This is a genomic window from Actinomadura sp. RB99, from assembly GCF_014706005.1.
Taxonomy (GTDB): domain Bacteria; phylum Actinomycetota; class Actinomycetes; order Streptosporangiales; family Streptosporangiaceae; genus Spirillospora.
The window spans coordinates 1-22,800 of sequence record NZ_JABMCA010000060.1 but is presented as its reverse complement, the minus strand read 5'-3'; the positions used below and the strand labels follow the sequence as shown (position 1 = coordinate 22,800).

Here is a 22,800-nt window from a genome sequence, read left to right as displayed (position 1 = left end):
CGGGCCCCGTTCGGCGTGCGCTTCACGGCCGCACGTCCCAGGTCGCGCGGCGTGTGACGGCGACGCTCCACGGCACCGCGAGCAGGACCGCGGCGCCGAACGGGAACGCGACGGCGCCCCGGTCGCCGGCCCGGGGGATGAACGCCCCCAGCGGCACCAGCGCGAGGAGCTGCGCCAGCAGGACCGTGCGGCTCCGGGCGTCCTCGCGGCCGTGCAGGTCGTGGTACAGGCTGCCGTTGAGCCAGGCGATCCAGACCAGCGTGAACACCGCGCCGAACTCGGCGAGCCCGCGCCAGGTCAGGTGCCCGGCCAGCTGATGGGCGGCCTGCCCGACGAGCACGACCACGACCAGGTCGTAGAACAGTTCGAGCGGGCCGACGTCCCGTTCGAGCGGCTGCTCCCCGTGCGGCCGCGGCGGCTGCCACAGCCGTTGGCGCAGTCGCGCCCAGCGCTCGCGTCCCTCGGACATGGCGGACGCGGATCAGCGCCGCGCCGCAGCGCCGGACTCCTCAATGCACATGAAGCGACGGTAGCCCACCGAGGCACCGGGAGCGCCCCGTGCCGGCGCGCGTCGCGGAGCCGTGCGTCAGGTGAGCCGCTCGCGCTTGGAGCCCGCTTCCGCGCGTACCTCGTCGGCGAAGTCGCCGTCGTCCTCCGAGGCGTCCTCCTGGTAGATGAGCCAGCAGCCGCGGATGCCGTCGAGGATGTCCTCCAGGAGATCGTGCGCGGGGCGAGCGGGGTCCAGGGGAGTGGTGCGGAGCCTCTTGAGCAGCGTGCCGCGGAACCCCGGGTCATGGTGATGCCGGGCGAGGATCTCGGCTTCGCCGACGTGCTCGAGGAGCTCGTCGAGGTCGGGGATCCGGCCTTCCGCGACGATCATCGCCCCCCGGATCAGGGTGGTGACCGTCTCGTAGGGGCTGAGGCCGAGTTCGAGCTGTTCCAGCACGAGGGTCGGGGTCTCGTGCGCGAGGGCCTCGATGCCGTCCGCCTCCTGGATGATCTCCGTGGTCGCGTAGCCGGTCGTCTCGGACGTCACGTCGGCCGCGGCCTGCAGCCAGTGCGCCGCCGCGATGGCCGCGGCGGCGGGCTCGACCTCCGTGAACAGGCTCGGGCCGCCGAACGGGTTCGCATGGAGGATCCTGTCGGCGGCCTGGACCTGGACGGGCGAGGCATCGGCACGCGTGAGAGCGAGGGCCTGCCGGGCGCGCCCGGTGAGGTCGCCGAGCTCGGCCTGCTCGATCGCCTCCAGCTCGTCCCGCACCTCAACGCCGACCCGCCTGCTCAACTCCGCATCGCCGATGTCGTGCAAGGCACGGCCGACCCGGTGCGCGCACTCCTCAACGGGGTTGTACGACACGGTGAGCGTGCCGTCGGAGGGCAGGTTCGGCTTGGCCAAGGCCTCCGCCACACTCCCGAACGCTTCCCGTTCCTGTCGGCGTCGCCCGACCTCGCCGTTCACCTCTTGCACGTCCGCGGCGGACGCCGGATGGGTATAGGTGCGCCAGGCCCGGCCGGACAACCGCGTCAAGGCCCGAGCGAGATGCCGGACCGCGTCGGAGGGGACGTCACCCGGAAGCTCGGCGAAGGTGCGGGCCGCGCAGCCCGAGCCCGTCTCCCAGAACGCGACGATCGCGTGACGTTCCTCGTCGAAGGCGTAAGTCGTCACAGCTCCCCTCCCTCAGCACCACCTACGGTGCCACCCGCCGAGCCGAACCGCGACACGAACACCCACCCCAGGCCACTGCGAGGGGTGGGTGCGCGTGGCCGCTGCCGTTCCCGGCGTGCGACGGGTCAGCCGTTGGGGAGGATCACGGCGCGGCCGTTGACGCGGCCCGCGTGCAGGCGCTCGTACGCCTCGGGTGCCTCGTCGAGCGAGTACGTCTCGACGTGCACGTCCACGACCCCGGACCGCGCCAGCTCCAGCACCTCGATCAGCTCGGCGCGGCTTCCCCAGTAGGGCGCCCGCACCGACGCGTCGTACGGGACGACGCCGAACCCGAGCTGCGCGATGCCGCCGCCGATCCCGACGATCAGCACGTCCGCCTCCACGCCCGCGACGGCCGTCGCCGTCGCCACCGTCGGCGGCGCCCCGACGAAGTCGAAGACCGCCTGCGCCCCGAGTCCGCCGGTCAGCTCCCGCACGCGCGCCGTCGCCCGCTCGTCCGACAGCACCGTCTCGTGCGCGCCGACCGTCCGGGCCAGCTCCAGCTTGTCCTCCGACACGTCCAGCGCGATCACCCGCGCCGGGCTCAGCGCCCGCAGCACCTGGATCGCCACATGCCCGAGCCCGCCCGTCCCGATCACCACCGCGGCGCTGCCCGGCACCAGCTTCGGCAGCGCCCCCTTGATCGCGTGGTACGGCGTCAGCCCCGCGTCCGTCAGCGGGACGTTCCGCACCGGGTCCAGCCCGCCGAGCGGCACCAGGTGGCGGGCGTCATCGACCAGCAGGTACTCGGCGATCGCGCCGGGCGCGCCCAGCCCCGGCGGCCGGATCTCCAGCTCCTCCGCCCGCAGGCAGTAGTTCTCCTTGCCCTGCGCGCACATCAGGCACGTCCCGCATCCCCACGGCCCGTAGACGGCGACCGACTCCCCGATCGCCACCCCCTCGACGCCGTCCCCCAGCGCCTCCACCGTTCCGGCGCCCTCGTGCCCGAGCGTCAGCGGCAGCGGGAACGCGAGCTGCTCCGCCGGCCAGCTCATCACCGCGATGTCGGAATGGCAGACGCCCGCCGCCGTGACCTTCAGCAGGACCTGCCCCGGCCCCACGACGGGGTCCGGCACCGTCACGACCTCCGGCGCACCGCCCACCTCGCGATACTGCACCGCCTTCATGGCACCCCCTCCGACGACGGCCGCCGCCCCCGGACGGCCTTCTCCCTCGCCGCAGGGCATGCCCCCGAACAGGGCGTTCCACCCGCCCCGGAGGGCGGATCACCCGGAAGCCGGTTCGGCGGGGCTCCCGCCGTCCTCCCGGCGGACGCATTCGATCCAGTACCGGCCGTCCTCGTCCCGGTGGGCGCCGTGGATGTCGGTGGCGATGTCCGGGAAGGCGCGGTCGAACTCCTCCAGCGCCCGCAGGTACGTCATCACCGGCCCGTCGTCGGGCCCGGTGGCCTCTCCCGGCATCAGCATCGGGATCCCCGGTGGGGTGACGACGACCGTGGCGGCGCAGATCCGTCCGGCCAGCCGCTCCAGCGGCACCCGCTCGGTGCCGGACCGGATGAGGCGCTGGTAGCAGTCGCCGGGCGTCAGCGCGGGCTCCGGCAGGTCGGTGAACACCCGGTCGAGCAGCGTCCCGAGGTCCGACCCGCTCAGCCGCAGATGGGCCTGCTCGCAGTACCGGCGCAGGCCGACGCCCTCGGGCCCGAAGCCGGGCACCATCTCCCGCAGCGGCACGTCGCCGTCATAGGCGTTCTTGAAGTCGACGAGGGCGTCGATCAGCGTCCCCCACTTGCCCTTCGTGATGCCGATCGAGAACAGGACGAGCAGCGTGTAGTCACCGGTCTTCTCCACCACGATCCCGCGTCGCCGCAGGTAAGCGGCCACGACCGGCGCGGGGACGCCCCAGCGGGCCGGCCCGCCCGCCGCGTCGGCGCCCGGGCAGGTGATCGTCACCTTGATCGGGTCCAGCAGGCAGTAGCCCTCGTCGAGGCCGTCGAACCCGTGCCAGGACGCGCCCGGCTCCAGCGTCCAGCAGGAGGGCTCGGTGCACAGCAGCTCCGGGTCGGCGTCCTTGAACGGCACCGTCGTGCCCGTGCGCGGATCGGTCACGGCCGGCGGCTGCCACACGCCGAAGAACCACGGCGGACGCGCGTCGTCCGACCGGATCTGCGCGGCCACCCGCACCATGGCCTGCCGGAACCGCACCGCCTCCACGATCGCCTCGCCGGTGAGGAAGGGCCCGGACGGCCCGTCCATCATCGCCCCCGCCACGTCCAGCGACGCGATCATCGGATACAGCGGCGACGTCGAGGCGTGCATCAGATAGGTCTCGTTGAACCGGTCGTAGTCCACCGGTGCCCGCTCCGACGACCGGACGTGCAGCATCGACGACTGCGACAGGGCCGCCAGCAGCTTGTGCGTCGACTGGGTCGCGAACACCGTGGGACGTCCCGGCCCCGGCATTGCCCGCTCGTCCACCGCCATCCCGTACCGGCGCTCGTACATCCGGTTGAACCGCGCGTACGCGAACCACGCCTCGTCGAAATGGACGCGCGGGACGCTCTCGCCCAGCAGCCCCGCCACCCGCACCGCGTCGTAGCACAGCCCGTCGTACGTCGAATTCGTGATCACCGCGTACGAGGGCTCCGGCCCGGCAGCGCCGCCGGCGAGCGGATGACCGGCGAGCCGCCCCCGGACGGCGTCCCGCCGCAGAGCCCCCGGCGGGACCGGCCCGGCCAGCCCCAGCCCGTTGCGCTCCGGCACCAGGTACACCGGCCGGGCACCGCTGATCGTCAGCGCGTGCTGGATCGACTTGTGGCAGTTCCGGTCCACCAGCACCAGCTCGTCGCGGGCGATCGCGTGGTGCCCGACGATGCGGTTGGCGGTCGAGTTGCCGTTGACCACGAAGAACGTCCGCTCGGCCCCGAACACCCGGGCGGCGTTGCGCTCGGCGTCCCCGATGGGCCCGGTGTGCTCCAGCGGCGACCCCAGATCCGTCACCGAGATCGACAGGTCGGTGCGCAGCAGATGCTCGCCGAAGTAGTCGAAGAACGCCCGCCCCACCCCCGTCTTGAGGAACGCGACGCCCCCCGCGTGCGCCGGGGTGTGCCACGAGTACCGGTGGTCCTCGTCGAACCGGCGCAGCGCGGCGAAGAACGGAGGCAACCGGCTCTCGGCGTGCTCCTCCGCGGCCCGGCTGATCCTTCCCGCGATGAACGCGGGCGTGTCCTCCAGCGGGTACACCAGCCCGCAGATCACCTCGTACACCCACAGGGGCACGTCCCGGACGCCGCCGTCGCGCATCATCAGGAACACCGGCAGCCCATGAAAGCGTCCCGTGATCCCGCCGAGCACCTGGTCGGCGTCCTGCACCGCCCACTCGGCGAGGACCGCCGCGAGCGTCGCGTCCGACCGCAGCACCGCGAGCGCGTCCTCGGTCCGGTGGGTCCACCGCACCCGCAGCCCGTGCCGCTCCATCTCGCCGCGCACGTCCCGCAACTGCTCGGCGGCCACGGAGTCGGCGTCGGCCCGCTCGCCCGCCGCGATGAGAACCGTGTGCTCCAAGGGGGCTCCTAGGCTCGGAACGAGAACCCGGTCGCCGCCAGTAGTACAACAATCACCGTGCGTACAGACAGGCTCGGGCAGTCAACTGTCACCCACCGGTCTCATCCGCCACCGGACGCCTCGCGCCCCACTCGGTCGGGCTGGCGGGATTCGAACCCACGACCCCTGGCACCCAAAGCCAGTGCGCTACCAAACTGCGCTACAGCCCGCGACACGCCGCCGTCCCCGGCGACCCGTGAAGTCTAATGCCGATCAGGCCCGTCCGCCTCGCTCAACCCGGCATTACGACCGCGGACCCGTTCGCTCCCCGTCACCCGGTACGCTACCGTTGACGATCGAGGGCCCAGCCGGCCCTCCAACCCCTCGCGGGCGTAGCTCAATGGTAGAGCCCCAGTCTTCCAAACTGGCTACGCGGGTTCGATTCCCGTCGCCCGCTCTCTCATCTCTCCAGGTCAGAGCCCTGTTTTCCCACCTGGGCCGCCCTTTTCCTCAAGCTCTCTTCGGCTTCCGTGCCCGTTGCGCGCCCGATCGTTCCGGCGTGCCCTTGTCACTCTTGTCACGGGCCCGAGCCACCTTGAACGCCGCCGCGATCGCCTTGTCCCGATCCTGGCTCGCGTGCTGGTAGATCAGCGCCGCCCGAGATGAGGCTTGCCCCCTGCGGGACATCAGCTCTTTGAGGCTCGCGCCCGTGGTGGCCGTCAGGGTGTTGCCGACGTGCCGAAGATCGTGGAAGTGCAGATCAGAACCTGAGCCGCTGCATCTGCCAGCCGATTGCGGACCAGCAATCGACGAGACGGCCCATGACCTTGACGCCCCATCTCCCAGTCGCACAGCTTGAATCACTGCACTCTGCCGCTAGCCGACACCCCAGACAGTCACCGAGGCCAGGGCCAGCCCCGTGCGTGGACGATCGCCTTCCTCAACTCCTCCGGGTTGAGCGCCTCCACCAGCCGCTCGCCGCGGTCGAGCCGGACCATCGCCCACCATGAACCGGTGGCCTCCCCGTACCAGGCCCACACCCCGGAGAACTCGCGTTCGATCTGCGCAGCGACCGACCGCCCGCTCATCCCGTCCGGCAGCACCACCGGAACCGCACCCATCACGAGCCGTCCGGCGAGCTGGCGAACGGCACCGCCAGGACCTGAGCGATCCGGTTCGCCGCCGTATCGGTCTCCAGCAGCGGGCACAACGGCTCCAACTCCGGCGGAGACTGACGGGTCGGCCCAGCCCACACCCACAGCCACCACAGCACCCCCTCGTGCCGACGGCACACCAACTCCTGCCGCATCCCCGGATGCATCAACGCCCCGCGCGGGTCATCGGGGACGGGTTCGCCGGCCGGGTTACTCGCCCGCACCGCGCCCTGCCCGTACACCTGCGCGTCCAGGCCCCGCCGCTTCAATGCGTCGACCAGCGCCAGAGCCGCCGGACGCCACGTCGTGTCCTTCAGAGGCTTTCTGCTCACCACGTCCATGACCGAGAACTCCCAGCAGTCGAAGCGGGACCGGCAGGCGGGCGGACGACGTGGGTCCCCACACGCTCGGCGCGGCTGCCACGGGGGCGAAACGACCGCACCACCAGTCGACCGCCACGCCCGCCGGCCCCGCGGCTTCACCTACGCCGCACGCATCTTGCGCGTCGGCGCGCACCAGCGACACGGCTTCCGCCGCACCTGCGGACCGGAGTCACCCGGCGTACGAACACCACACGGAGAGGAGAGACGAACTTCCAGCCACGGCCACCGCACGAGCGGCGCCCCGGCTTGCCGGTTCCCTGCTGCTGCGTCATGCCGACCAAGATCCGCCAAATCCCGGACGGCACCCATTCCCAGGCGATATCCCGCGACGGGATATACGCTCAGCGAAGACCGGTTACGCGGAGGGAGACCCGATGTCGAGACGGGCGTCAGACCCGATCGTCATCCCGGACTCACTGTGGCAGCGCCCGCAGATGATCGAAGCCCTGACCACCCGCGACATCCGAACCGTCTTCCACCTGTTGCGCCAGTACGCAGGCGCCAGCCAAACCCAAATCGCGATCGCCTGCGGCATGTCGCAGGGCAAGGTCAGCGAGACCATGAAGAAGGGCGGCCGCCAGGTCACCACCCTGGAGGTCTTCGAGCGCATCGCCGACGGCCTCCAAATGCCCGACCCCGCCCGCATGACCCTGGGCCTGGCGCCGCGCACCCTCCCCGCGTTCACCTCGCCGACCACCACGAAGGCGACGATCATCACATCACGGGCTGCCCCCGCGGACTTGGTTCCGCCCGCATTCCTGGGTTCCCTGGACATAGATGCCGATGTCGAGGAAGGGGACCCCGTGCACCGCAGAACCTTCGGCAAGCTCGCCGGAGCCAGCGTGTTCAGCGCCATCCTCGCTGACCTACCGTCCGACGGCGCACCGCTAGAAGGCGTCGAGGCATTCGCCGCCGCCCTGGCCGGATACCCCTCCAGCAACGACGACCCGTCCCCGGCCGCCCTCAGCATCGCCCGCCTGGACGCCGCCGTAGCCGCAGCCAAACGCAGCTACCAGGACTGCAAGTACTCCACCGTCATCAACTCCCTGCCCGCCCTGCTGGCAGACCTGCGCAACGCCTGCGCCATCTACGACGGAGACGCCCGACTCCAGGCCGAAGCGCTCTCGGCCGAGGCCCACCACGTCGCCGCGAGCATCCTGCTCAAACTCGACCACGAAGGGCTTGCCTGGCTCGCAGCCGACCGCAGCATGCAGGCCGCCCGCCGCAGCCAGGACCTCACGACCATCGGGTCAAGCGCCCGCATCATCACCCACGCGCTGATGAACGACGGCCACCACGGCGCCGCCACCAAGACCGCCAGCACCTACGCCGAACGCATCGACCACGACATCGACCAGCGCACCCCCGACTTCCTGTCCGTCTACGGCGCACTCCTCCTACGCGGCGCAGTCGCCGCCGGCCAACGCTCCGACCGGCACACCGCCGCCACCCTCCTGGACGAGGCCGAAGCCGCTGGCCACGAACTCGGAGGCGACTACAACCACCGATGGACCGCGTTCGGCCCCACCAACGTCCAACTCCACCGCGTCAACATCGCCCTCAAACTCGGCGACGCCGGAGCCGCCATCCAGCACGCCCGCACCGTCGACCTAGGCCGCATCCCCCTCACCGAACGCAAAGCAAAACTCCTCGTCGACACCTCCGGCGCCCTCACCCAATGGGGCAAGCACGACAAGGCATACGAGGTCCTGCGCTACGCCCACCAACTCGCGCCCGAGGAGATCTCAGCCCGCCCCGCCGTCCACCGAATGCTCGGCGACCTCATGGCCACCGCCCCGCCCAGCATCAAGCGGCAACTCAAGGAGTTCACGACAGAAATCGGGGTGCGCCTGTGACCGACGCCGGAGCCGACGACGAGCGCCGCCGCGTCCTCTACATCATCGTCTGCGCAGCAGGCCCCGCCAGCGACGTCGGAAAACTCGTCACCCTCGCCCACCAACGAGGCTGGGACGTCCAGATCATCGCCACACCCTCAGCCCTGGACTTCATCGACGCCGAAGCCCTCGAAAAGCAAACCGGCCACCCCGTCCGCAGCCACTACCGCAAGCCAGGCGAACCACGCTCACCCAAAGCAGACGCCATCATCGTCGCCCCCGCCACCTACAACACCATCAACAAATGGGCCGCAGGCATCAGCGACACCTACGCCCTAGGCATCCTCGCCGAAGCCCCCACCCTAGGCATCCCCGTAGTAGTCCTACCCTTCGTCAACACCGCACTAGCCGGGCGTCTTCCATTTAGACACTCTGTCGAAAGTCTCCATCGAGAGGGTGTTCATATATTGTTAGGCTCTGGACAGTTTACCCCTCACTCGCCCGGCGAAGGGGAAAGTCGCCTAGATTGCTTCCCTTGGGAAAATGCTCTCAAGCAGGCAGATGATTACCGTGCGCGCGAAATCTAAGAGATATTTTCGCGTCGAAAGAAGTAAAGCCAGGCCGCAATGCTGGTTGCCGTTGCTATCACAGTAACGGCCGCCTGCCCCCATCCGTTGGGGAAAAATATTTGGACGGCAGCCACGATACCGGTAATGGCGAGCGTGAGCCATGCGATCGAGCGAAATGTCATTGATCGAGACACCATCCGGCGCCTAGCTGCCTCTATGTGGCGACTCTCCGCGATGCTGCGATACTTGTACTCATTCGGCCTGAGAGCATGAATCAGATCTCTCTCGTCATAGTTTGGGGCCTTCAATAGTTCAAAATTGAACACATCGGAGCAATCTCGGGACAATAGGAGTGCGACTACGTCCATGAGAAGATTCTTCTTTAGTGTGGTCACATCGAACATTGGCCTTCCGTGCGCGGCCAACCGCCCGAGCCTCTGATCAAGCTCAGGCCATGAAATAACACTAGCCCCAACTTGAACATCTTCGAGTTTTTCCAAACAAGTTCGGTACAGCGCGCGACCGTTCATGTCAACCGACGGCGAATAATCTTCCCCTGAAAGTCCGCTCGCAAGCTCTTCGAGGCGAGCATAAACGGCCGTTAGAGTCGCATTTACTCGGCCATCCACTTGCTCGTTGGAATATTCATGTTCCCTGATGCCTATAAATCTGACCTCCACCAAAGGATAGGTTGAGAGCGCGTGAACGAGAACATTGACATACGGATCAGGGCGATCAGAGCTAGCAAAAATGTAGAGTCTATTTGAACGATCGAGAGGCATTCAGTAAACCCTTAATCGCGGCTCGCAGTCGTCTGTATAACCTGATCTTTACCTTGCAGCTTGGCCCGCCGAAGACTAGAGGCCGCTTCGCTCAGACAAAATCCGATACCAACACTTAGCGTACAACCGCAGACATCGCGGAAAGTTTGACGGACCCGCTCGATATCTGAGAATGAAATAGAATCGGCCGTCCAAGATGCAATCAAGTCATCGCCGCCGGAGAGGACTATCGCGGCGCCCGATCGGGACAAGATTTCCTGCACTCGGGCAATAGCAATGTTAATGGAATTGCTATAGTCGCGCGCAGATTCCTCATCGTCATCAAGTAACATCAATTCTAGCTTCGACCCTACGTCGTCACCATCGAAATGTGCATATATCACTCGAAGTCTTCCAAATCACTCAATATGGACTTCGCCCGGCGATCTACTCCTGTCGTCCGGGCTGGGCGCGGCAGGACGTATCCGGTTGGCCTCGAGGCTACAGATCTATCTACCCGAAGCGCTGCCCAATTGGGCTGTTTGGGATCAAGGGGCGGCGGCGCTCGGGCCGCTGGCGCGGCCCCGCGCCTGGCCGCCCGGAGCGTGCGGCGTGGGCGCCGGTCACTGGGCGGCCGCGCCGGGCCGCGCATCGCGACGCGTCCGCCGGCCCCGCACCGTCCGCTCGTCACGGGGGCGCACCGCCGCCCGTCTCAGTCCCCGAAGAACCAGAGCTGGCTATGTCCGTGCTGGCTTGTGATCTCGCACAGCCGTTTGAGGTCGTCCCGCACCGCGGGGACCAAGGGGCTGCTTTCGGGGAGGCGGTCAAGTTCTGCGAGCAGTGAGCGCGCCTGCGAGCTGTTGAACATCGTGTCGGCGTACGGCAACAGGTGCCAGAGCATCGGGATCAAGTCCCGATCTAGCTCCCATATCCACGCTATGTCGATGCCGTGACTGCCCCACGCCTCAATGGTGCCGCCTCGCAGGACGCGGTAGTCAATCACGGCCGTCATCATCGCACGGGATCCTGGCTAAGCGAGCGTGAACCAGGGGGCTGCGCCGCCGTCAGACACAGTGGCACAGGCCATCCCCGGTGCGGGGACGTTGCAAGCTGAGGTGGAAATCCGCGGGGCTCCCCCCGACCCCGAGCTGTCGATGATACCGGCGGACGGGTTCTGTCAAGGGTGGCGAAGCCATCACGAAGTGACGCCCGAAGGGCGCCCTTGACAGAACCCGTCCGCCGCTAAGTGCAGGTCTCGTCGGGGCCGGGGGGAGGAAGGTGGGAGAAGAACAGCGGCTACGCCGCACGGCCTAGCGGTGCGGAAGCTAGGCGACCCGGCCGACGTGCAGAACCATGATGGCTTGGTCTTCCGGATAGATCTCGTAGAGGACGCGGTACCGGCCGACGCGGATGCGCCGCAGATCCTCGCTCCCGTAGGGAAAGGAACCATCGGGGCGGGGGTTGTCGGCGAGCAGATCGGTAGCGGTCATGACCTGGGCCAAGCCCTCGGCATCGTCGGAGAGGTAGCGGGAGCCTGAGGAGACAGCCCGTTCACTCCATGTGACGCTGTAGGTCATCAGTGGGTGAGCCCGAACCGGCGCCGTACCTCGTCCTGCGGGATCGCCGTCACCGTCCCCGCGTCCTGCTGTGCGCGGTACTCGGCCAGGGCTTCCGCCTCTTCCGCGTCGGCTTGCTCGGCGAGCTGCGCGCGGCGTTCGAGTTCACGCAGCCGACGGTACTCGTCGAGCGGGACGACCACGGCGGCCTCACCGCCGAGGCGGATCACCTGATGATCGTCGCCTACCGGGAGTTCGGTCATGGCTGCCATGCTAGATGAGGCGTCCGACGCCCGGCGCGGAGCCGGAACGCCGTGCCCTGATCGTGCCCGTTGGGGTGGTCGGCAGCGGGGTGCTACGGTCGTTCGCGGGCCATGGGATGTGGTCGCTGAGCTGCATCTTCGCTGGTTTCAAGATCGCGGCCCGAAATTTGGCCGCCCGAGGGCGACGGCCCGTTTCCGGTGCTGCTGCAGCGGATGCCGTACGACAGGTCGTCGTCGTTCATGGCGCAGCACATCATCGGGCTGGAGATCGTGTGCGCTCTCGACGCCGGTTTCGCGGTCGTCGTACAGGACACCCGCGGCCGGTACACCTCGGAGGGTGCCTTCACCCCGTTCGCGCACGAGGCGGATGACGGCCGCGACACCATCGCCTGGCTCCTGGAGCAGGATTTCTGCGACGGAAGCGTGTTCACGTACGGCGCCTCCTACGTCGGCGCCACGTAGTTGCTGGCCGCGTCGGTCGCGTCCAAGGGCCTGCGCGCCATCGCCCCCCAGCTGACCGCCTCCGACTACTACGAGAGCTGGACCTACCGCGGGGGCGCGCTGCAACTGGGGTTCGTCCTCCTGCGGATCATCGAGTCGCTCGCGCCGCCGGACCTGGACCGGCGCGGGTCCGCCGAGGCGTCCCGGGAGCTTCTGGCTGAACTCGGCAAGGACCCCTGGAGCGTGATGGACCGGCTGCCCCTGCGGCGTCCCGACCTCCAGGCGCTCGCCCCCTACGTGCGGGACTGGCTCGATCACCCGGCCCGCGACGAGTTCTGGGACGCCATCGATCCGTCCCGCGCGTACGGGCGGATGGACGTCGCCGCACTCCACATCGGCGGCTGGAACGACATCTTCCTCGAGGGGACGCTGCGGAACTTCGAGCGGCTCAGCGCGGAGGCCGCGACCAGCGACGCGCGGCGCCGGCAGTACCTGGTCGTCGGCCTGTGGTCACACGGCAACGTCAGCGCCTGGCAGGGCGACGGCTGGCACTGTTACGGCGCCGAGGCCGACCTGACCGCGATGCACCTGGAGTTCTTCTCGGCCCTCGCCGAGGGCCGGGAGCCGGACCTGCCGAAGGCGCGCATCTTCTTCACCGGCTCCGACACCTGGCATGATCTGCCGTCCTGGCCACCGCCCGCCGCCACCCCGACGTCCTGGACGCTGGACGCTGGCGGCCGCCTGGCACGAGACGGCACCGGTGAGCCGGCGACGCTGACCTACCGGTCCGATCCGGCAAACCCGGTCCCGACCGCCGGTGGGGCGACATTCCTGCCGGGCCTGCTCGTCGCCCGCAACTCCGGGCCCAGGGACCAGTTCGAGATCGAAGCGCGCGAAGACGTGCTGGTGCTCACCTCGGCGCCGCTGCAGTCCGATCTGACCATCGCGGGCGAGGTGCGCCTGCACCTGGAGGCAGCGTCGTCCGCCGAGGACTGCGACTGGACGGCGCGGCTCACCGAGGTCGACGCGGACGGCCGGTCGACCGGGCTCGTCGACGGCGTCGTCCGAGCACGGTACCGGCACGGCCGCGACCCCGCCCCGCTCCGACCGGGCCGCCGGGAGTCGTACAGGCTGCCGCTGGGCTCGCTCGCCCACGTCGTCCCCGCCGGGCGCCGCCTCCGCTTGCAGATCGCCTCGTCCAACCATCCCCGGTTCGACCGGAACCCGCAGACGATGGTGGAGCACGTGGACGCCACACCCGACGATTTCGTGGTCGCCGAACAGACCGTCTTCGTGGGCGACGGCGGCACCCGGCTCCTCATCCCGGTCGCGCCGAACCTCACGCCAGGCCGGCGCATGTGAATCAGGTCCTCGCAAGGGCCTGCCGCCGCGCCTCGCCCGTGCGAGGGCGTCCCGCGGCAGCCGGGCGGCCTCGTCATCGAGGTCGCCCCTGACGCCGTGGTCCACTACCGCATGGACCACTGAACACAGCCCTGCCGGCCCTCCGGACCGGCCCGTCCCGTTCGATCAGCCCTCCTGGGCGTGGTCGGGGCAGAGCGTCCTGATCCACTCCCGGCCGGTCTCCTTGCCCGGCTCCCCGCAGACTTCGCACGTGCGACGGGACTCGTCCTGGGCGGCCTGCAGGATCGCACTGATCCGAGTGCCGAGGTCACGGGTGACGCCGAACTCGCCGGTGCCGGGGTCGACGTACGCGCCCAAGTGGACGTCCAGCATGCCGTACTTCTCCTTGACCTGAGCCACCTGGTAGTTCGGCAGCACGGCGACGAGTTCGGCGTGGGTTCGCATCAGGATGCCGCGCCACCCGGGCCCGACATGGTCGAGGTACTCGGGTATCTGCCTGTCCGCCACGTTCGTCACAGAACCGATCCTGACGGAGTGCATGGCCGGGCGTCTGCCGAATCCGGCTCATCGGGATCAGGGCGCGGCGGCGCAGGGCCGCGCGTCGTCATCTGTCCGCCGGCCTCGCCCCGACCGCCAGGGGGTAACGCTGCCGCCCGAGTGGTTCGCCAACTCGTTCCCGGTTACGGCCGACCACTGGCCGCAGCTCATCGAGGTACTAGCCTGCTCGGCCCCCGAGCCTGGCAAGTCCTACTTCATCGAGGGCTACGCCACGGACCTGTAGCCGCGTGGCTGGGGTGGAAGGGCGCGGGGCTCCCCCGACCCCGAGCCGTGGAGGATGGCGGCGGCCGCTGAGTCCAGGTCTCGTCGGGGGGCAGCTCACAGCGTGATGTTCGCGCGGACGAGATTGTGGTCCGAGAGGCCGCCGACGTCCTCGACGGCCGCGCTACTGGTTCTGGCGCCCCGCACGACCACGTGGTCGATCCACTGTGGCTCCGAGCTTGAGGTTCGCGGCCGTGTCGGCAGGGCTTCCGGCGGGAGATCCACGACGTCGAAACCGGGGCCCAGAGCCGACGCCACGGTGGCACGGTCGGTGTTGAAGTCGCCCATGAGCATCGCTGTCCGTCCCGGCGCAGTGGCGGTCAGCTCGGCCAGGCGTGCCAGCTGGCGCGTGCGTCGCTGATCACCGCTCAGGTGGGTGGCGACGACGAGTGTCCCGGCGGTCTCGACGGATAGCACTCCCTTGCCCGGATCGTCCTCGAAGGAGTCGGCAGCGACCTTGCGACTTTGTCCGTCCACCAGAAGCACGAGGTACTCCTCCGGGGCGTGGAGCGGACGGGACGCGTGGCGCGGTACCGGGACGCGCGGATACCGCAACGTGTGGGCGGTTCGGCCGGGCAGTGCGAGGCGGATGCTGGCCAGTTGGTCACCGCTGACCTCCTGAAGCGCGATGACCTGCTCGGTCCGCGTTGCCAACTGCGCCGTAACGGCAGCGATCCGCTTCGATTCGTCCGGCCAGCGCGCCGGGACATCCTCGCCCCAGTTCTCGGCATGCACACGGTGCAGGACGTTCCACGTAGCCACAGTGATCACGTGGCGTGATGGTAGCCACTTATCGGTCGGCGTGTGCTGGTCGGTCGTGACCTGGCGGGCGACGACGCCCTTGGCCGTGAGGCGCCCCGCGACCGGGAGGGCGGCTTCGCGTGTCCGCTGAGAAGGCCCAGGCAGGGAGTCTCCTGCCTGGGGCTTGCTTCTTCTCTGAGGTGCGGGGCGTTTCGGCGGGGCCTGGCGCGGTGGGGGTTAGAGGGTTCGGGCTTGGGCTGCTGCTGTTGCTATCGCCTTGGTGAGGTTCTCCGGGTGGCGGCCGCCCGCGTTGGCCAGGGCGCCCTTGCCGCCGGCGCCGCCGCCGACCTCGCGTGCCGCGTCGGTGAGCAGGTCGCGGGCCTGGACGCCGGTGCGGGGGCCGGCTGCCGCGACCAGTTGCGCCTTGCCGCCGGACGCGGTGCCGAGGACGGCCAGGCCGCGGCCGTCGCCGGAGGCGACGATGGCGGACGCGAGGGTGCGCAGGTCCGCGGCGGTCGCGTCGTCGATCCGCTGCGCGACGAGCCACCCGGACGGTACCGGTTCGGCACGGGACGCCAGGCGCTCGGCGAGCGCGTCGAGTTCGGCGCGGCGGAGGGCCTCGAGTTCGCGTTGCGTCTCGGCGAGCAGGTCGAGGCGCTGCCGCAGCCGGTCGGGCGCCTGGTCGGGCGGGACGTTCAGCAGCGCGGCGAGCTCGGCCAGCAGCGCCCGTTCGTGGTCGAAGTGGCGGAGCGCGTCGGGTCCGGTGAGCGCCTCGATGCGGCGCAGGCCGGTGCCGATGGACGACTCGCCGACGATGTGCACCGGCCCCGCCTGGGATCCGTGCCCGACGTGGGTGCCGCCGCACAGCTCGCGGGACGCGTCGCCGATGTCCACGATGCGGACGGCGTCGCCGTACTTCTCGCCGAACAGCGCGACCGCGCCCGCCGCCTCCGCGTCGGCGCGGGACGCCTCCCACACGCGCACGTCGGGGTCGTCCGCCAGGTACTCGTTGACGAGCGTCTGGACGGTGCCGATCTCGGGCACGGAGGAGAAGTGCGCGAAGTCGAACCGCAGGCGGCCTGGTTCGACGCGGGATCCGCGCTGTGCCGCGTGGTCGCCGAGGACGCGGCGGAGCATCGCGTGCAGGACGTGCGTGGCGCTGTGCGAGCGGGTGGTCGCCGCGCGCCGGTCCGCGTCCACGGTCGCTTCCGCCTCGTCGCCCGGACGGACCTCGCCGTCCACGATCCGGACGGTGTGCACGTGCAGGCCGTCGATGCCGAGGCGAGTGTCCACGACCTCCAGGACGGCGCCGGGCGTGCGGATCGTGCCGGTGTCGCCGACCTGGCCGCCGCCCTCGGCGTAGAACGGGCTGCGTGCGAGGACCACCTCGAGTTCGTCGCCCTCGGACGCGATCGAGGTCGTGCCGGTCCCGTCGAGGAGCGCGACGACCCGGGTCTCGGCGGTGGTGGAGGAGTAGCCGACGAAGTCGGTGCGGCCGTGCTCGGCGACGACCCGCCGGTACAGGTCACGCCGCGCGACCGCGTCGCCCTTGCGGTCCTGGCCTGCGCGGTGCGCCTGCCGCCGCTGCTTCTCCAGCAGCTCCGCGAACGCGTCCTCGTCGACGGTGAGCCCCGCGGACCGCGCCGCGTCGAGGGTCAGGTCGATCGGGAAGCCGTAGGTGTCGTGCAGTTCGAACGCGGTCTGCCCGGAGAGGGTGGTGCCCGCCCGGGAGATCGCGGACTCCAGCAGCCGGGAGCCCTGCCGCAGCGTCCGCTCGAACCCGTCCTCTTCGGCCGCGACGACCCGCTCGATCAGTTCCGACTGCCGCTCCAGCTCTGGCCACGCCCCGCCGAGGTTGCCGACGACGCTGCCCGTCACCGGCGCCAGGACCGGCTCGTCGATGCCGAGCCGGCGCGCGTGCCGGACCGCGCGGCGCATCAGGCGGCGCAGCACGTAGCCGCGGCCGTCGCGCGCGGGCAGCACGCCGTCCGCGATGAGGAACGCGATGGCCCGCGCGTGTTCGGTGACGACGCGGAACGACAGGGAGTCCTCGCCGCCGTCGCGTCCGGGGTAGGGGCGTCCCGCGAGTTCCTGGACGAGCCGGAGCGTCGGCGCGAGCAGGTCGGTCTCGCAGACGGTGTCCACGTCCTGCAGGACCGCCGCGAGGCGGTCGAGGCCGAGCCCCGTGTCGATGTTCTTCGCGGGCAGTTCACCGAGGATCGGGTAATCGCCCTTACCGGTCCCTTCGCCGCGCAGGTTCTGCATGAACACGAGGTTCCAGAGTTCCTGGTAGCGCTCGCCGTCCACCGCGGGCCCGCCCTCGCGGCCGAACGCGGGGCCGCGGTCGTAGTGCAGTTCGGAGGACGGCCCGCAGGGGCCCGGCGTCCCCATCGACCAGTAGTTGTCCGCCATTCCGAGCCGCTGGATGCGCTCGGACGGGACGCCGACCCGCCGCCAGAGGTCCTCCGCCTCCGCGTCGTCGAGGTAGACGGTGACCCAGAGCCGGTCCGGGTCGAGGCCGTAATGGCGCGTGAACAGCTCCCACGCCCAGGCGACGGCCTCCGCCTTGAAGTAGTCGCCGAACGAGAAGTTGCCGAGCATCTCGAAGAACGTCGAATGCCGGGTCGTCCGGCCGACGTTCTCGATGTCGGACGTACGCGCGCATTTCTGCACGGACATCGCGCGGGGATGCTCGGGCTCGGTCTCGCCGAGGAAGTACGGCTTGAACTGGTTCATGCCCGCGTTCGTCAGCAGCAGCGTCGGATCCGGCGGGATCAGCGGGCCGGACGGGACGACGCGGTGGTCGCGTTCCCGGAAGAAGTCCAGGAAGGTGGAACGGATCTCAGCAGAGCGCATGGGACGGCCTCACGAGGTCGATGGGATGACGGCGCACACCGCCGAGCCGGGCCGGGCACGACTGCTCGTTCCCCAGCTCGGCGCGGCTAGCTCGCCGCCCCACCTCGTGAAAGACCATCGGACGCTTCCGTTCGCGGATACCTGCCTACAACGCTAACCGAGGCGACCCCCGCCCCGCGAAACAAATTCCTTCGCTTCGCGGTCTGCGGCTCTCCTACGGTTTCCTCGTGTACGTGTACGCAGGCCCGCCTGAACTCCTCGCTCAGGTGCGCCCCGGGGTGATGGGCGCGCCCATCGCGTCGTCCGCCGACATCGACGGCCTGACGCCGGATGACGAGCCGTTCACCTACGTCGTCGACCTTGAAGGGACGCTCCGCATCGCGCCGCGCCGCAGCGAGCACGTCGCCTGTGCGGGCGGACGTCCCGTGCTCGCGGCCGGTGAGATCGCTTTCGAGCGCGTCCACGGCGAGTGGGGCGTCACCGAGGTCAGCAACCAGTCGACCGGCTACTGCCCCGACCCGGCTTCGTGGCGGGAGGTCGCCGAAGCGCTGGACCGTGCGGGGATCGCGCGTCCGGACGGCTTCACCGCGACGTTCGTCTTCCGGCACTGCCCCGGTTGCGGGGAGCTCAACGTGGTCAAGGACGAGGACTACGTGTGCGTGTTCTGCGGATGCGGTCTCAGCGGGCTCAGCGGTCTCAGCGGGCCTTGAGGGCTTCGGTCTCGGCGGTGCGGGCGTCGTAGGCGGCGCGGGCGGCGTCGATCTCGCCGAGGTGGGTCTCGGCCCAGGACACCATGGTGATGGCGGCGTCCAGGAGCGTCGCGCCCATCGGGGTGAGGGTGTAGTCGACGCGGGGCGGCACGACCGGGTAGACGGTGCGGGCGACGATGCCGTCCCGCTCCAGGCCGCGCAGCGTGACGGTCAGCATGCGCTGGCTGATGCCCTCGATCTCGCGCTTGAGCTCGGTGAAGCGCAGGGTCCGCTCGCCGAGCACGGCGATCACCTGGAGCGACCACTTGTCGCCGATCCGCTCCAGGATCTCGCGGCCCCGGCAGCCGGCGGCGGTGTGCTCGGTGAGGTTCATGGTTATCTCCAGGGAACCGAGGCAGAAAAAAGTGCCTTCTTGTGCGGCCGGCGCGGTGGTCCGCACCATGGAGGCGGTTCCTGAAAGGAACCGCCTTACTGGTCATAACCAAGGAGACACGATGACCGCGGAACTTGTCGAGATCCCGGACTACGTCGCCGGAACCTGGACGATCGACCCCCTGCACTCCGGCGTCGGCTTCACGATCCGGCACCTGATGGTGAGCAAGGTCCGGGGCCGCTTCGCCGCGTTCGAGGGGACGGTCGTGACCGGGGACGACCCGCTGCGGTCGGAGGTGACCGCGACGATCGACCTGGCGTCGATCGACACCGGCAACGCGCAGCGCGACGAGCACGTCCGGTCCGCCGATTTCCTGGACGTCGAGAAGTATCCCGAGATGACGTTCCGGTCCACCGGGGTGCGCGCCGACGGCGACGGCTTCCTGCTGGACGGCGAGCTGTCGCTGCACGGCGTGACGAAGCCGGTCACGCTGGACCTGGTGGTCGAGGGTTTCGGGCCGGACGTGTTCCGGCAGGACGACCCGTTCAAGGGCGCCCGCGCCGGGTTCACCGCGACCGGCGAGATCAGCCGGCTGGAGTTCGGCGTCGGCGACGCCGCGACCGTGCCGGGCGGCAAGCTCGGGCTGAGCGACAAGGTCGAGATCGTCCTGGAGATCGAGGCGGTGCTCCGGACGGACTGAGCCGGCCGGAACGAGCCCCACCAAGCGATCCCAGCGGAGCGATCCCGGCGAACGCGCTGTTAACCGTCCGTTCCCCGCCGGTTCGCCGCCGCGCGGGCGCGGCGCCCCATGATCGGAGGGGACAGGACGGAGGGCGCGGATGCCGAACGGGACGTCCGGGGCACGCCCGCGGCCGGCCCCGGACGGCGCCGCCCCGGTGGAGCGGCGGGGGCGGCTGGCGGCGCCGTGGATCGTCGGCGGGCTGACCGCGGTGATCACGGCGGTGACGACGTCGCTGGACGCGTTCAGCCTGCCCGCCCCGGTGCAGGCGGCCGTCACGGCCGGGGTCGCGGTGCTGGCCGGCGTCGCGGCGTGGGGCGCGCAGCAGGCGGAGCGGGCCGCCCCGCCGGAGCGGGCCGCGGGCGGGGTGACGCCGGCGCAGCTGCCGCCGGTGATCGCGCACTTCACCGGGCGGGACGCGTCGCTGGCCGAGCTGCGCCGGACCGTCGCCGCCGGGTCCGGGTCGCCGGCGTCGCCGCTGGTGGTGTCGCTGCACGGGCCGGCGGGCGTCGGCAAGTCGGTGCTCGCGGCCCGGTTCGCGCACGAGATCGCCGACGGGTACCCGGACGGCGCCCTGTACTTCGATCTGCGCGGCGCGGGCGGGGCGCCGGTGCCTCCCGAGGAGGTGCTGCTCGGGTTCCTGCAGGCGCTCGGGGTGCGGCTGGCGACGGACCCGGGCGGGCTGCCCGAGCTGCAGAAGCTGTGGTGGACGTGGACGCGCGGGCGCCGGCTGCTGGTGCTGCTGGACAACGCGCACGACGCCGCGCAGGTGCGGGCGCTGCTGCCGCCGGGCGGCGGCTGCGCGGTGCTGGTGACGTCGCGGCAGTCGCTCGGCCTGCTCAACGACCTCGACCGGCGGCTGACCGAGTTCACCGCCGGGCACGCGGTGGAGCTGCTCGGCCGGCTCGCCGGCCGGGACCGGGTCGCCGCGGACCCGGAGGCCGCCGCCGAGATCGCCGAGCTGTGCGGGCGGCTGCCGCTGGCGATCGGGATCTGCGGCGGACGGCTCGCGGCGCGCGAGTCGTGGACGCCGCGCGTGCTGGCCGACCGGCTGCGGGACGAGCGGCGCCGGCTCGGCGAGCTGGAGCGCGGCATCGACAACGGCGTCCGGGCGAGCCTGGCGCTGAGCTACGACGACTGCAGCCCGACGCAGCGGCGGCTGCTGCGCACGCTCGGCGTCCAGGCCGCCCCGGACGTGCAGGCGTGGGCGGCGGGCGCGCTGCTCGGGGTGTCGGATCTGGAGGGCGAGGACCTGCTGGAGGCCCTCGTGGACGCCCAGCTCGCGGAGTGCTCGGGGACGGACGCGACGGGCCGGATGCGGTACCGGCTGCACGACCTCGTCCGGCTGTACGCGCTGGAGCGGGCCGAGCGGGAGGACGCCGAGGACGAGCGGGACGCGGCGGTCGAACGGCTGCTGGACGGGTACCGGGAGCGGGCGGAGCGGGTCGCGGCGAGCCGGTGGCCGCAGGACTGGCACCGGGGGTTCGGGCAGGTCCCCGATCTGGGGTTCTCGGCGGTCGACTGGCTGACGAGCGAGCGTCCGGCGGTGCTGGCGCTGCTCGGGCAGGGCGCGGAGCGCGAGATGTGGACGCTGGTGTGGCGGCTGGGGCGGGCGGCGTGCTCGCTGTTCCATTCGCTGCGGGTGTTCTGGCCGGAGTGGAAGGCGGCGGCCGATCTGACCTGCACGGCCGCCGGGCATCTGGACGACCGTTCGCTCGGCATCGCGCTGCTGGAGCGGTCGTCGGTGCGCGGCAACCAGGGGCAGATCGACCTGGCGCAGGAGGACGCGGCCGAGGCGCTCCGCATCTTCACCGGCAACCGGGAGATGTGGTGGCGGGCGCGCGCGCTGAGGTCCACGGGCATGTGCCTGCGGGACGCGGGCAACCTCGACGAGGGGCAGCGCTACCTCACCGAGGCCATCGACGCGTTCGAGGCGGAAGGCGACGCGTGGTGGCAGGCGCGGACGCGCCGCAACCTCGCCGAGCTGCGGCTCGCGCAGCGCCGCTACGAGGAGGCCCGCGAGCTGCTGGAAAGCGCGCTCGCGGTGTTCCAGCGGAGCGGCAACCGGTACTCGGAGGCGCAGACGCTGCGCGCGCTCGGGGAGGTGCTGGCGTCCGAGGCCCGCGCCCTGCGCGGGTCGGGTGACGACGCGGCGGCCGAGGTCAAGTACAGCCTGGCCGCGCCCGCGCTGGAGCGCGCGGCCGAGGCGTTCCGGCTGCGCGGCGAGCAGTGGGAGGAGGCGCGCTGCCTGCGCGCCGCGGGCGAGGTCGGCGATCCGCGCAACGGGCTGCGCGAGCTGGCGTTCGTGCGGACCGCGGAACGGGTGCTCGCCGACCTGGGCGACACCTGGGGCGTCGCGCGCACCCGCGTGTCGGAGGCCGGCGCGCTGGCCCGGCTCGGCCGGTACGGGGAGGCCGCCGACACGGTCCGGCGGGCCGTCGCGGAGTTCGACGGGCTGGGCGACCGGTGGTGGCAGGCGCGCGGGCGACGGACGCTCGCCGAGATCCTGCTGGACGCGGGCGACCGCGCGGCGGCGCGGCGGCCCGCCCGAGAGGCCCTCGACCTGTACCGCAGCCTGGGGAACGCGGCGGGGGAGGAGCGGGCCCGCGCCGTCCTCGCCCGCACCGGGCCGCCGGAGCCCCGGACGGCCGGGCCGCCGCGCCCCGCGCCGGACGAGCCGGAACCGCCGCGGGCCGAGCCGCCGCGCCCCGCGCCGGCGGAGCCGGGACCCGCCCGGAGCGAGCCGCCGGGGGACTAGCGCCGGCGTCCGGGAGACTGGGACCGTGGAACTGCGGCGGCTCAGGTACTTCGTCGCGGTCGCGGAGGAGGCGAACCTCACCCGCGCCGCCGAACGGCTCGGGCTGCGCTCGCCGTCGCTCAGCCAGCAGATCCGCGGCCTCGAACGGGAGCTCGGCGCCGCGCTGTTCGACCGGACGGCCGCCGGGATGGACCTCACCCCGGCCGGGGCGGCGCTGCTGCCGGAGGCGCGGGCGGCGCTGGCCGCCGCCGAGCGGGGCGCGCGGGCCGTGGCGG

Annotated in this window: 21 protein-coding genes, 2 tRNA genes and 1 pseudogene; 8 read left to right on the top strand and 16 right to left on the bottom strand. The window is 70.8% G+C overall.

The features are described from left to right. Positions 1–22: 22 nt before the first annotated feature. The 5 genes from amrb99_RS37030 to amrb99_RS37010 form a co-directional block, all read right to left on the bottom strand. Positions 23–469 carry a low temperature requirement protein A gene (locus amrb99_RS37030; protein ID WP_190865186.1) on the bottom strand — a complete coding sequence of 149 codons (447 nt, stop codon included), beginning with the start codon at positions 467–469 and terminating at the stop codon, positions 23–25. A 117-nt stretch (positions 470–586) separates the two neighbouring features. Further along, positions 587–1,666, bottom strand: coding sequence for a hypothetical protein (locus amrb99_RS37025; protein WP_190865184.1), 1,080 nt, complete (start codon positions 1,664–1,666; stop codon positions 587–589). A 125-nt stretch (positions 1,667–1,791) separates the two neighbouring features. Beyond that, positions 1,792–2,832, bottom strand: coding sequence for an NAD(P)-dependent alcohol dehydrogenase (locus amrb99_RS37020; RefSeq protein WP_190865182.1), 1,041 nt, complete (start codon positions 2,830–2,832; stop codon positions 1,792–1,794). Between the two features lie 99 nt (positions 2,833–2,931). Then, a complete protein-coding gene (locus amrb99_RS37015; RefSeq protein ID WP_206700255.1) occupies positions 2,932–5,226 on the bottom strand; it encodes an Orn/Lys/Arg decarboxylase N-terminal domain-containing protein in 2,295 nt (764 codons plus the stop codon). 135 nt (positions 5,227–5,361) lie between these two features. After that, a tRNA-Pro gene (locus tag amrb99_RS37010) sits at positions 5,362–5,435 on the bottom strand. 156 nt (positions 5,436–5,591) lie between these two features. On the opposite strand from amrb99_RS37010, the gene amrb99_RS37005 reads away from it, so the two are divergent. Beyond that, a tRNA-Gly gene (locus amrb99_RS37005) sits at positions 5,592–5,662 on the top strand. A gap of 439 nt (positions 5,663–6,101) precedes the next feature. On the opposite strand, the gene amrb99_RS37000 is transcribed toward amrb99_RS37005, so the two are convergent. After that, positions 6,102–6,326 (bottom strand): hypothetical protein, encoded by a 225-nt coding sequence (locus amrb99_RS37000; RefSeq protein WP_190865179.1) that lies wholly within the window; start codon positions 6,324–6,326, stop codon positions 6,102–6,104. After that, positions 6,326–6,700 carry a hypothetical protein gene (locus amrb99_RS36995; protein ID WP_190865177.1) on the bottom strand — a complete coding sequence of 125 codons (375 nt, stop codon included), beginning with the start codon at positions 6,698–6,700 and terminating at the stop codon, positions 6,326–6,328. Before amrb99_RS36995 ends, amrb99_RS37000 begins: the two co-directional genes overlap by 1 nt. 416 nt (positions 6,701–7,116) lie before the next feature. On the opposite strand from amrb99_RS36995, the gene amrb99_RS36990 reads away from it, so the two are divergent. Further along, positions 7,117–8,598 (top strand): helix-turn-helix transcriptional regulator, encoded by a 1,482-nt coding sequence (locus amrb99_RS36990; RefSeq protein ID WP_190865175.1) that lies wholly within the window; start codon positions 7,117–7,119, stop codon positions 8,596–8,598. Further along, complete coding sequence (locus tag amrb99_RS36985; RefSeq protein WP_190865173.1) at positions 8,595–9,164, top strand: flavoprotein; 570 nt, start codon at positions 8,595–8,597, stop codon at positions 9,162–9,164. Before amrb99_RS36990 ends, amrb99_RS36985 begins: the two co-directional genes overlap by 4 nt. Here the strand turns inward: amrb99_RS36985 and amrb99_RS36980 are convergent. The 5 genes from amrb99_RS36980 to amrb99_RS50275 form a co-directional block, all read right to left on the bottom strand. Further along, a complete protein-coding gene (locus tag amrb99_RS36980; RefSeq protein WP_190865171.1) occupies positions 9,161–9,928 on the bottom strand; it encodes a hypothetical protein in 768 nt (255 codons plus the stop codon). The two genes, amrb99_RS36985 and amrb99_RS36980, sit on opposite strands and share 4 nt — an antisense overlap. Positions 9,929–9,939: 11 nt before the next feature. Beyond that, a complete protein-coding gene (locus amrb99_RS36975) occupies positions 9,940–10,311 on the bottom strand; it encodes a mCpol domain-containing protein (protein ID WP_190865169.1) in 372 nt (123 codons plus the stop codon). Between the two features lie 308 nt (positions 10,312–10,619). Then, on the bottom strand, positions 10,620–10,922 hold the full coding sequence (locus amrb99_RS50280) for a hypothetical protein (RefSeq protein WP_206700254.1): 303 nt from the start codon (positions 10,920–10,922) through the stop codon (positions 10,620–10,622). Positions 10,923–11,232: 310 nt separating this feature from the next. Beyond that, complete coding sequence (locus tag amrb99_RS36965) at positions 11,233–11,484, bottom strand: type II toxin-antitoxin system RelE/ParE family toxin (protein ID WP_190865167.1); 252 nt, start codon at positions 11,482–11,484, stop codon at positions 11,233–11,235. Beyond that, positions 11,484–11,726, bottom strand: coding sequence for a hypothetical protein (locus tag amrb99_RS50275; RefSeq protein WP_206700253.1), 243 nt, complete (start codon positions 11,724–11,726; stop codon positions 11,484–11,486). Before amrb99_RS50275 ends, amrb99_RS36965 begins: the two co-directional genes overlap by 1 nt. A 141-nt stretch (positions 11,727–11,867) precedes the next feature. Between amrb99_RS50275 and amrb99_RS36950 the strand changes: the two are divergent. Beyond that, positions 11,868–13,529, top strand: a pseudogene (locus amrb99_RS36950) (CocE/NonD family hydrolase). A gap of 165 nt (positions 13,530–13,694) precedes the next feature. On the opposite strand, the gene amrb99_RS36945 reads toward amrb99_RS36950, so the two are convergent. From amrb99_RS36945 to alaS, 3 genes are all read right to left on the bottom strand, one after another. Next, complete coding sequence (locus tag amrb99_RS36945) at positions 13,695–14,045, bottom strand: TraR/DksA family transcriptional regulator (protein ID WP_190865161.1); 351 nt, start codon at positions 14,043–14,045, stop codon at positions 13,695–13,697. Positions 14,046–14,405: 360 nt separating this feature from the next. After that, positions 14,406–15,119 (bottom strand): endonuclease/exonuclease/phosphatase family protein, encoded by a 714-nt coding sequence (locus amrb99_RS36940; RefSeq protein WP_190865158.1) that lies wholly within the window; start codon positions 15,117–15,119, stop codon positions 14,406–14,408. A gap of 207 nt (positions 15,120–15,326) precedes the next feature. Next, on the bottom strand, positions 15,327–17,945 hold the full coding sequence (gene alaS / locus amrb99_RS36935; protein ID WP_190865156.1) for an alanine--tRNA ligase: 2,619 nt from the start codon (positions 17,943–17,945) through the stop codon (positions 15,327–15,329). 227 nt (positions 17,946–18,172) lie between these two features. Between alaS and amrb99_RS36930 the strand changes: the two genes are divergently transcribed. Next, positions 18,173–18,655: a hypothetical protein gene (locus tag amrb99_RS36930; protein ID WP_347257014.1), complete on the top strand. Its 483-nt coding sequence runs from the start codon at positions 18,173–18,175 to the stop codon at positions 18,653–18,655. Here amrb99_RS36930 and amrb99_RS36925 read toward each other — a convergent pair. Beyond that, positions 18,642–19,028, bottom strand: coding sequence for a helix-turn-helix domain-containing protein (locus amrb99_RS36925; protein WP_190865154.1), 387 nt, complete (start codon positions 19,026–19,028; stop codon positions 18,642–18,644). The two genes, amrb99_RS36930 and amrb99_RS36925, sit on opposite strands and share 14 nt — an antisense overlap. Positions 19,029–19,149: 121 nt before the next feature. Here amrb99_RS36925 and amrb99_RS36920 point away from each other — a divergent pair, with 121 nt between their 5' ends. The 3 genes from amrb99_RS36920 to amrb99_RS36910 form a co-directional block, all read left to right on the top strand. Further along, positions 19,150–19,728, top strand: a complete 579-nt coding sequence (locus tag amrb99_RS36920; RefSeq protein ID WP_190865151.1) for a YceI family protein — start codon at positions 19,150–19,152, stop codon at positions 19,726–19,728. A gap of 139 nt (positions 19,729–19,867) precedes the next feature. After that, complete coding sequence (locus amrb99_RS36915; protein WP_190865149.1) at positions 19,868–22,525, top strand: tetratricopeptide repeat protein; 2,658 nt, start codon at positions 19,868–19,870, stop codon at positions 22,523–22,525. Between the two features lie 25 nt (positions 22,526–22,550). Next, on the top strand, positions 22,551–22,800 hold a 250-nt coding region (locus amrb99_RS36910), incomplete at its 3' end, for a LysR family transcriptional regulator (RefSeq protein ID WP_190865146.1).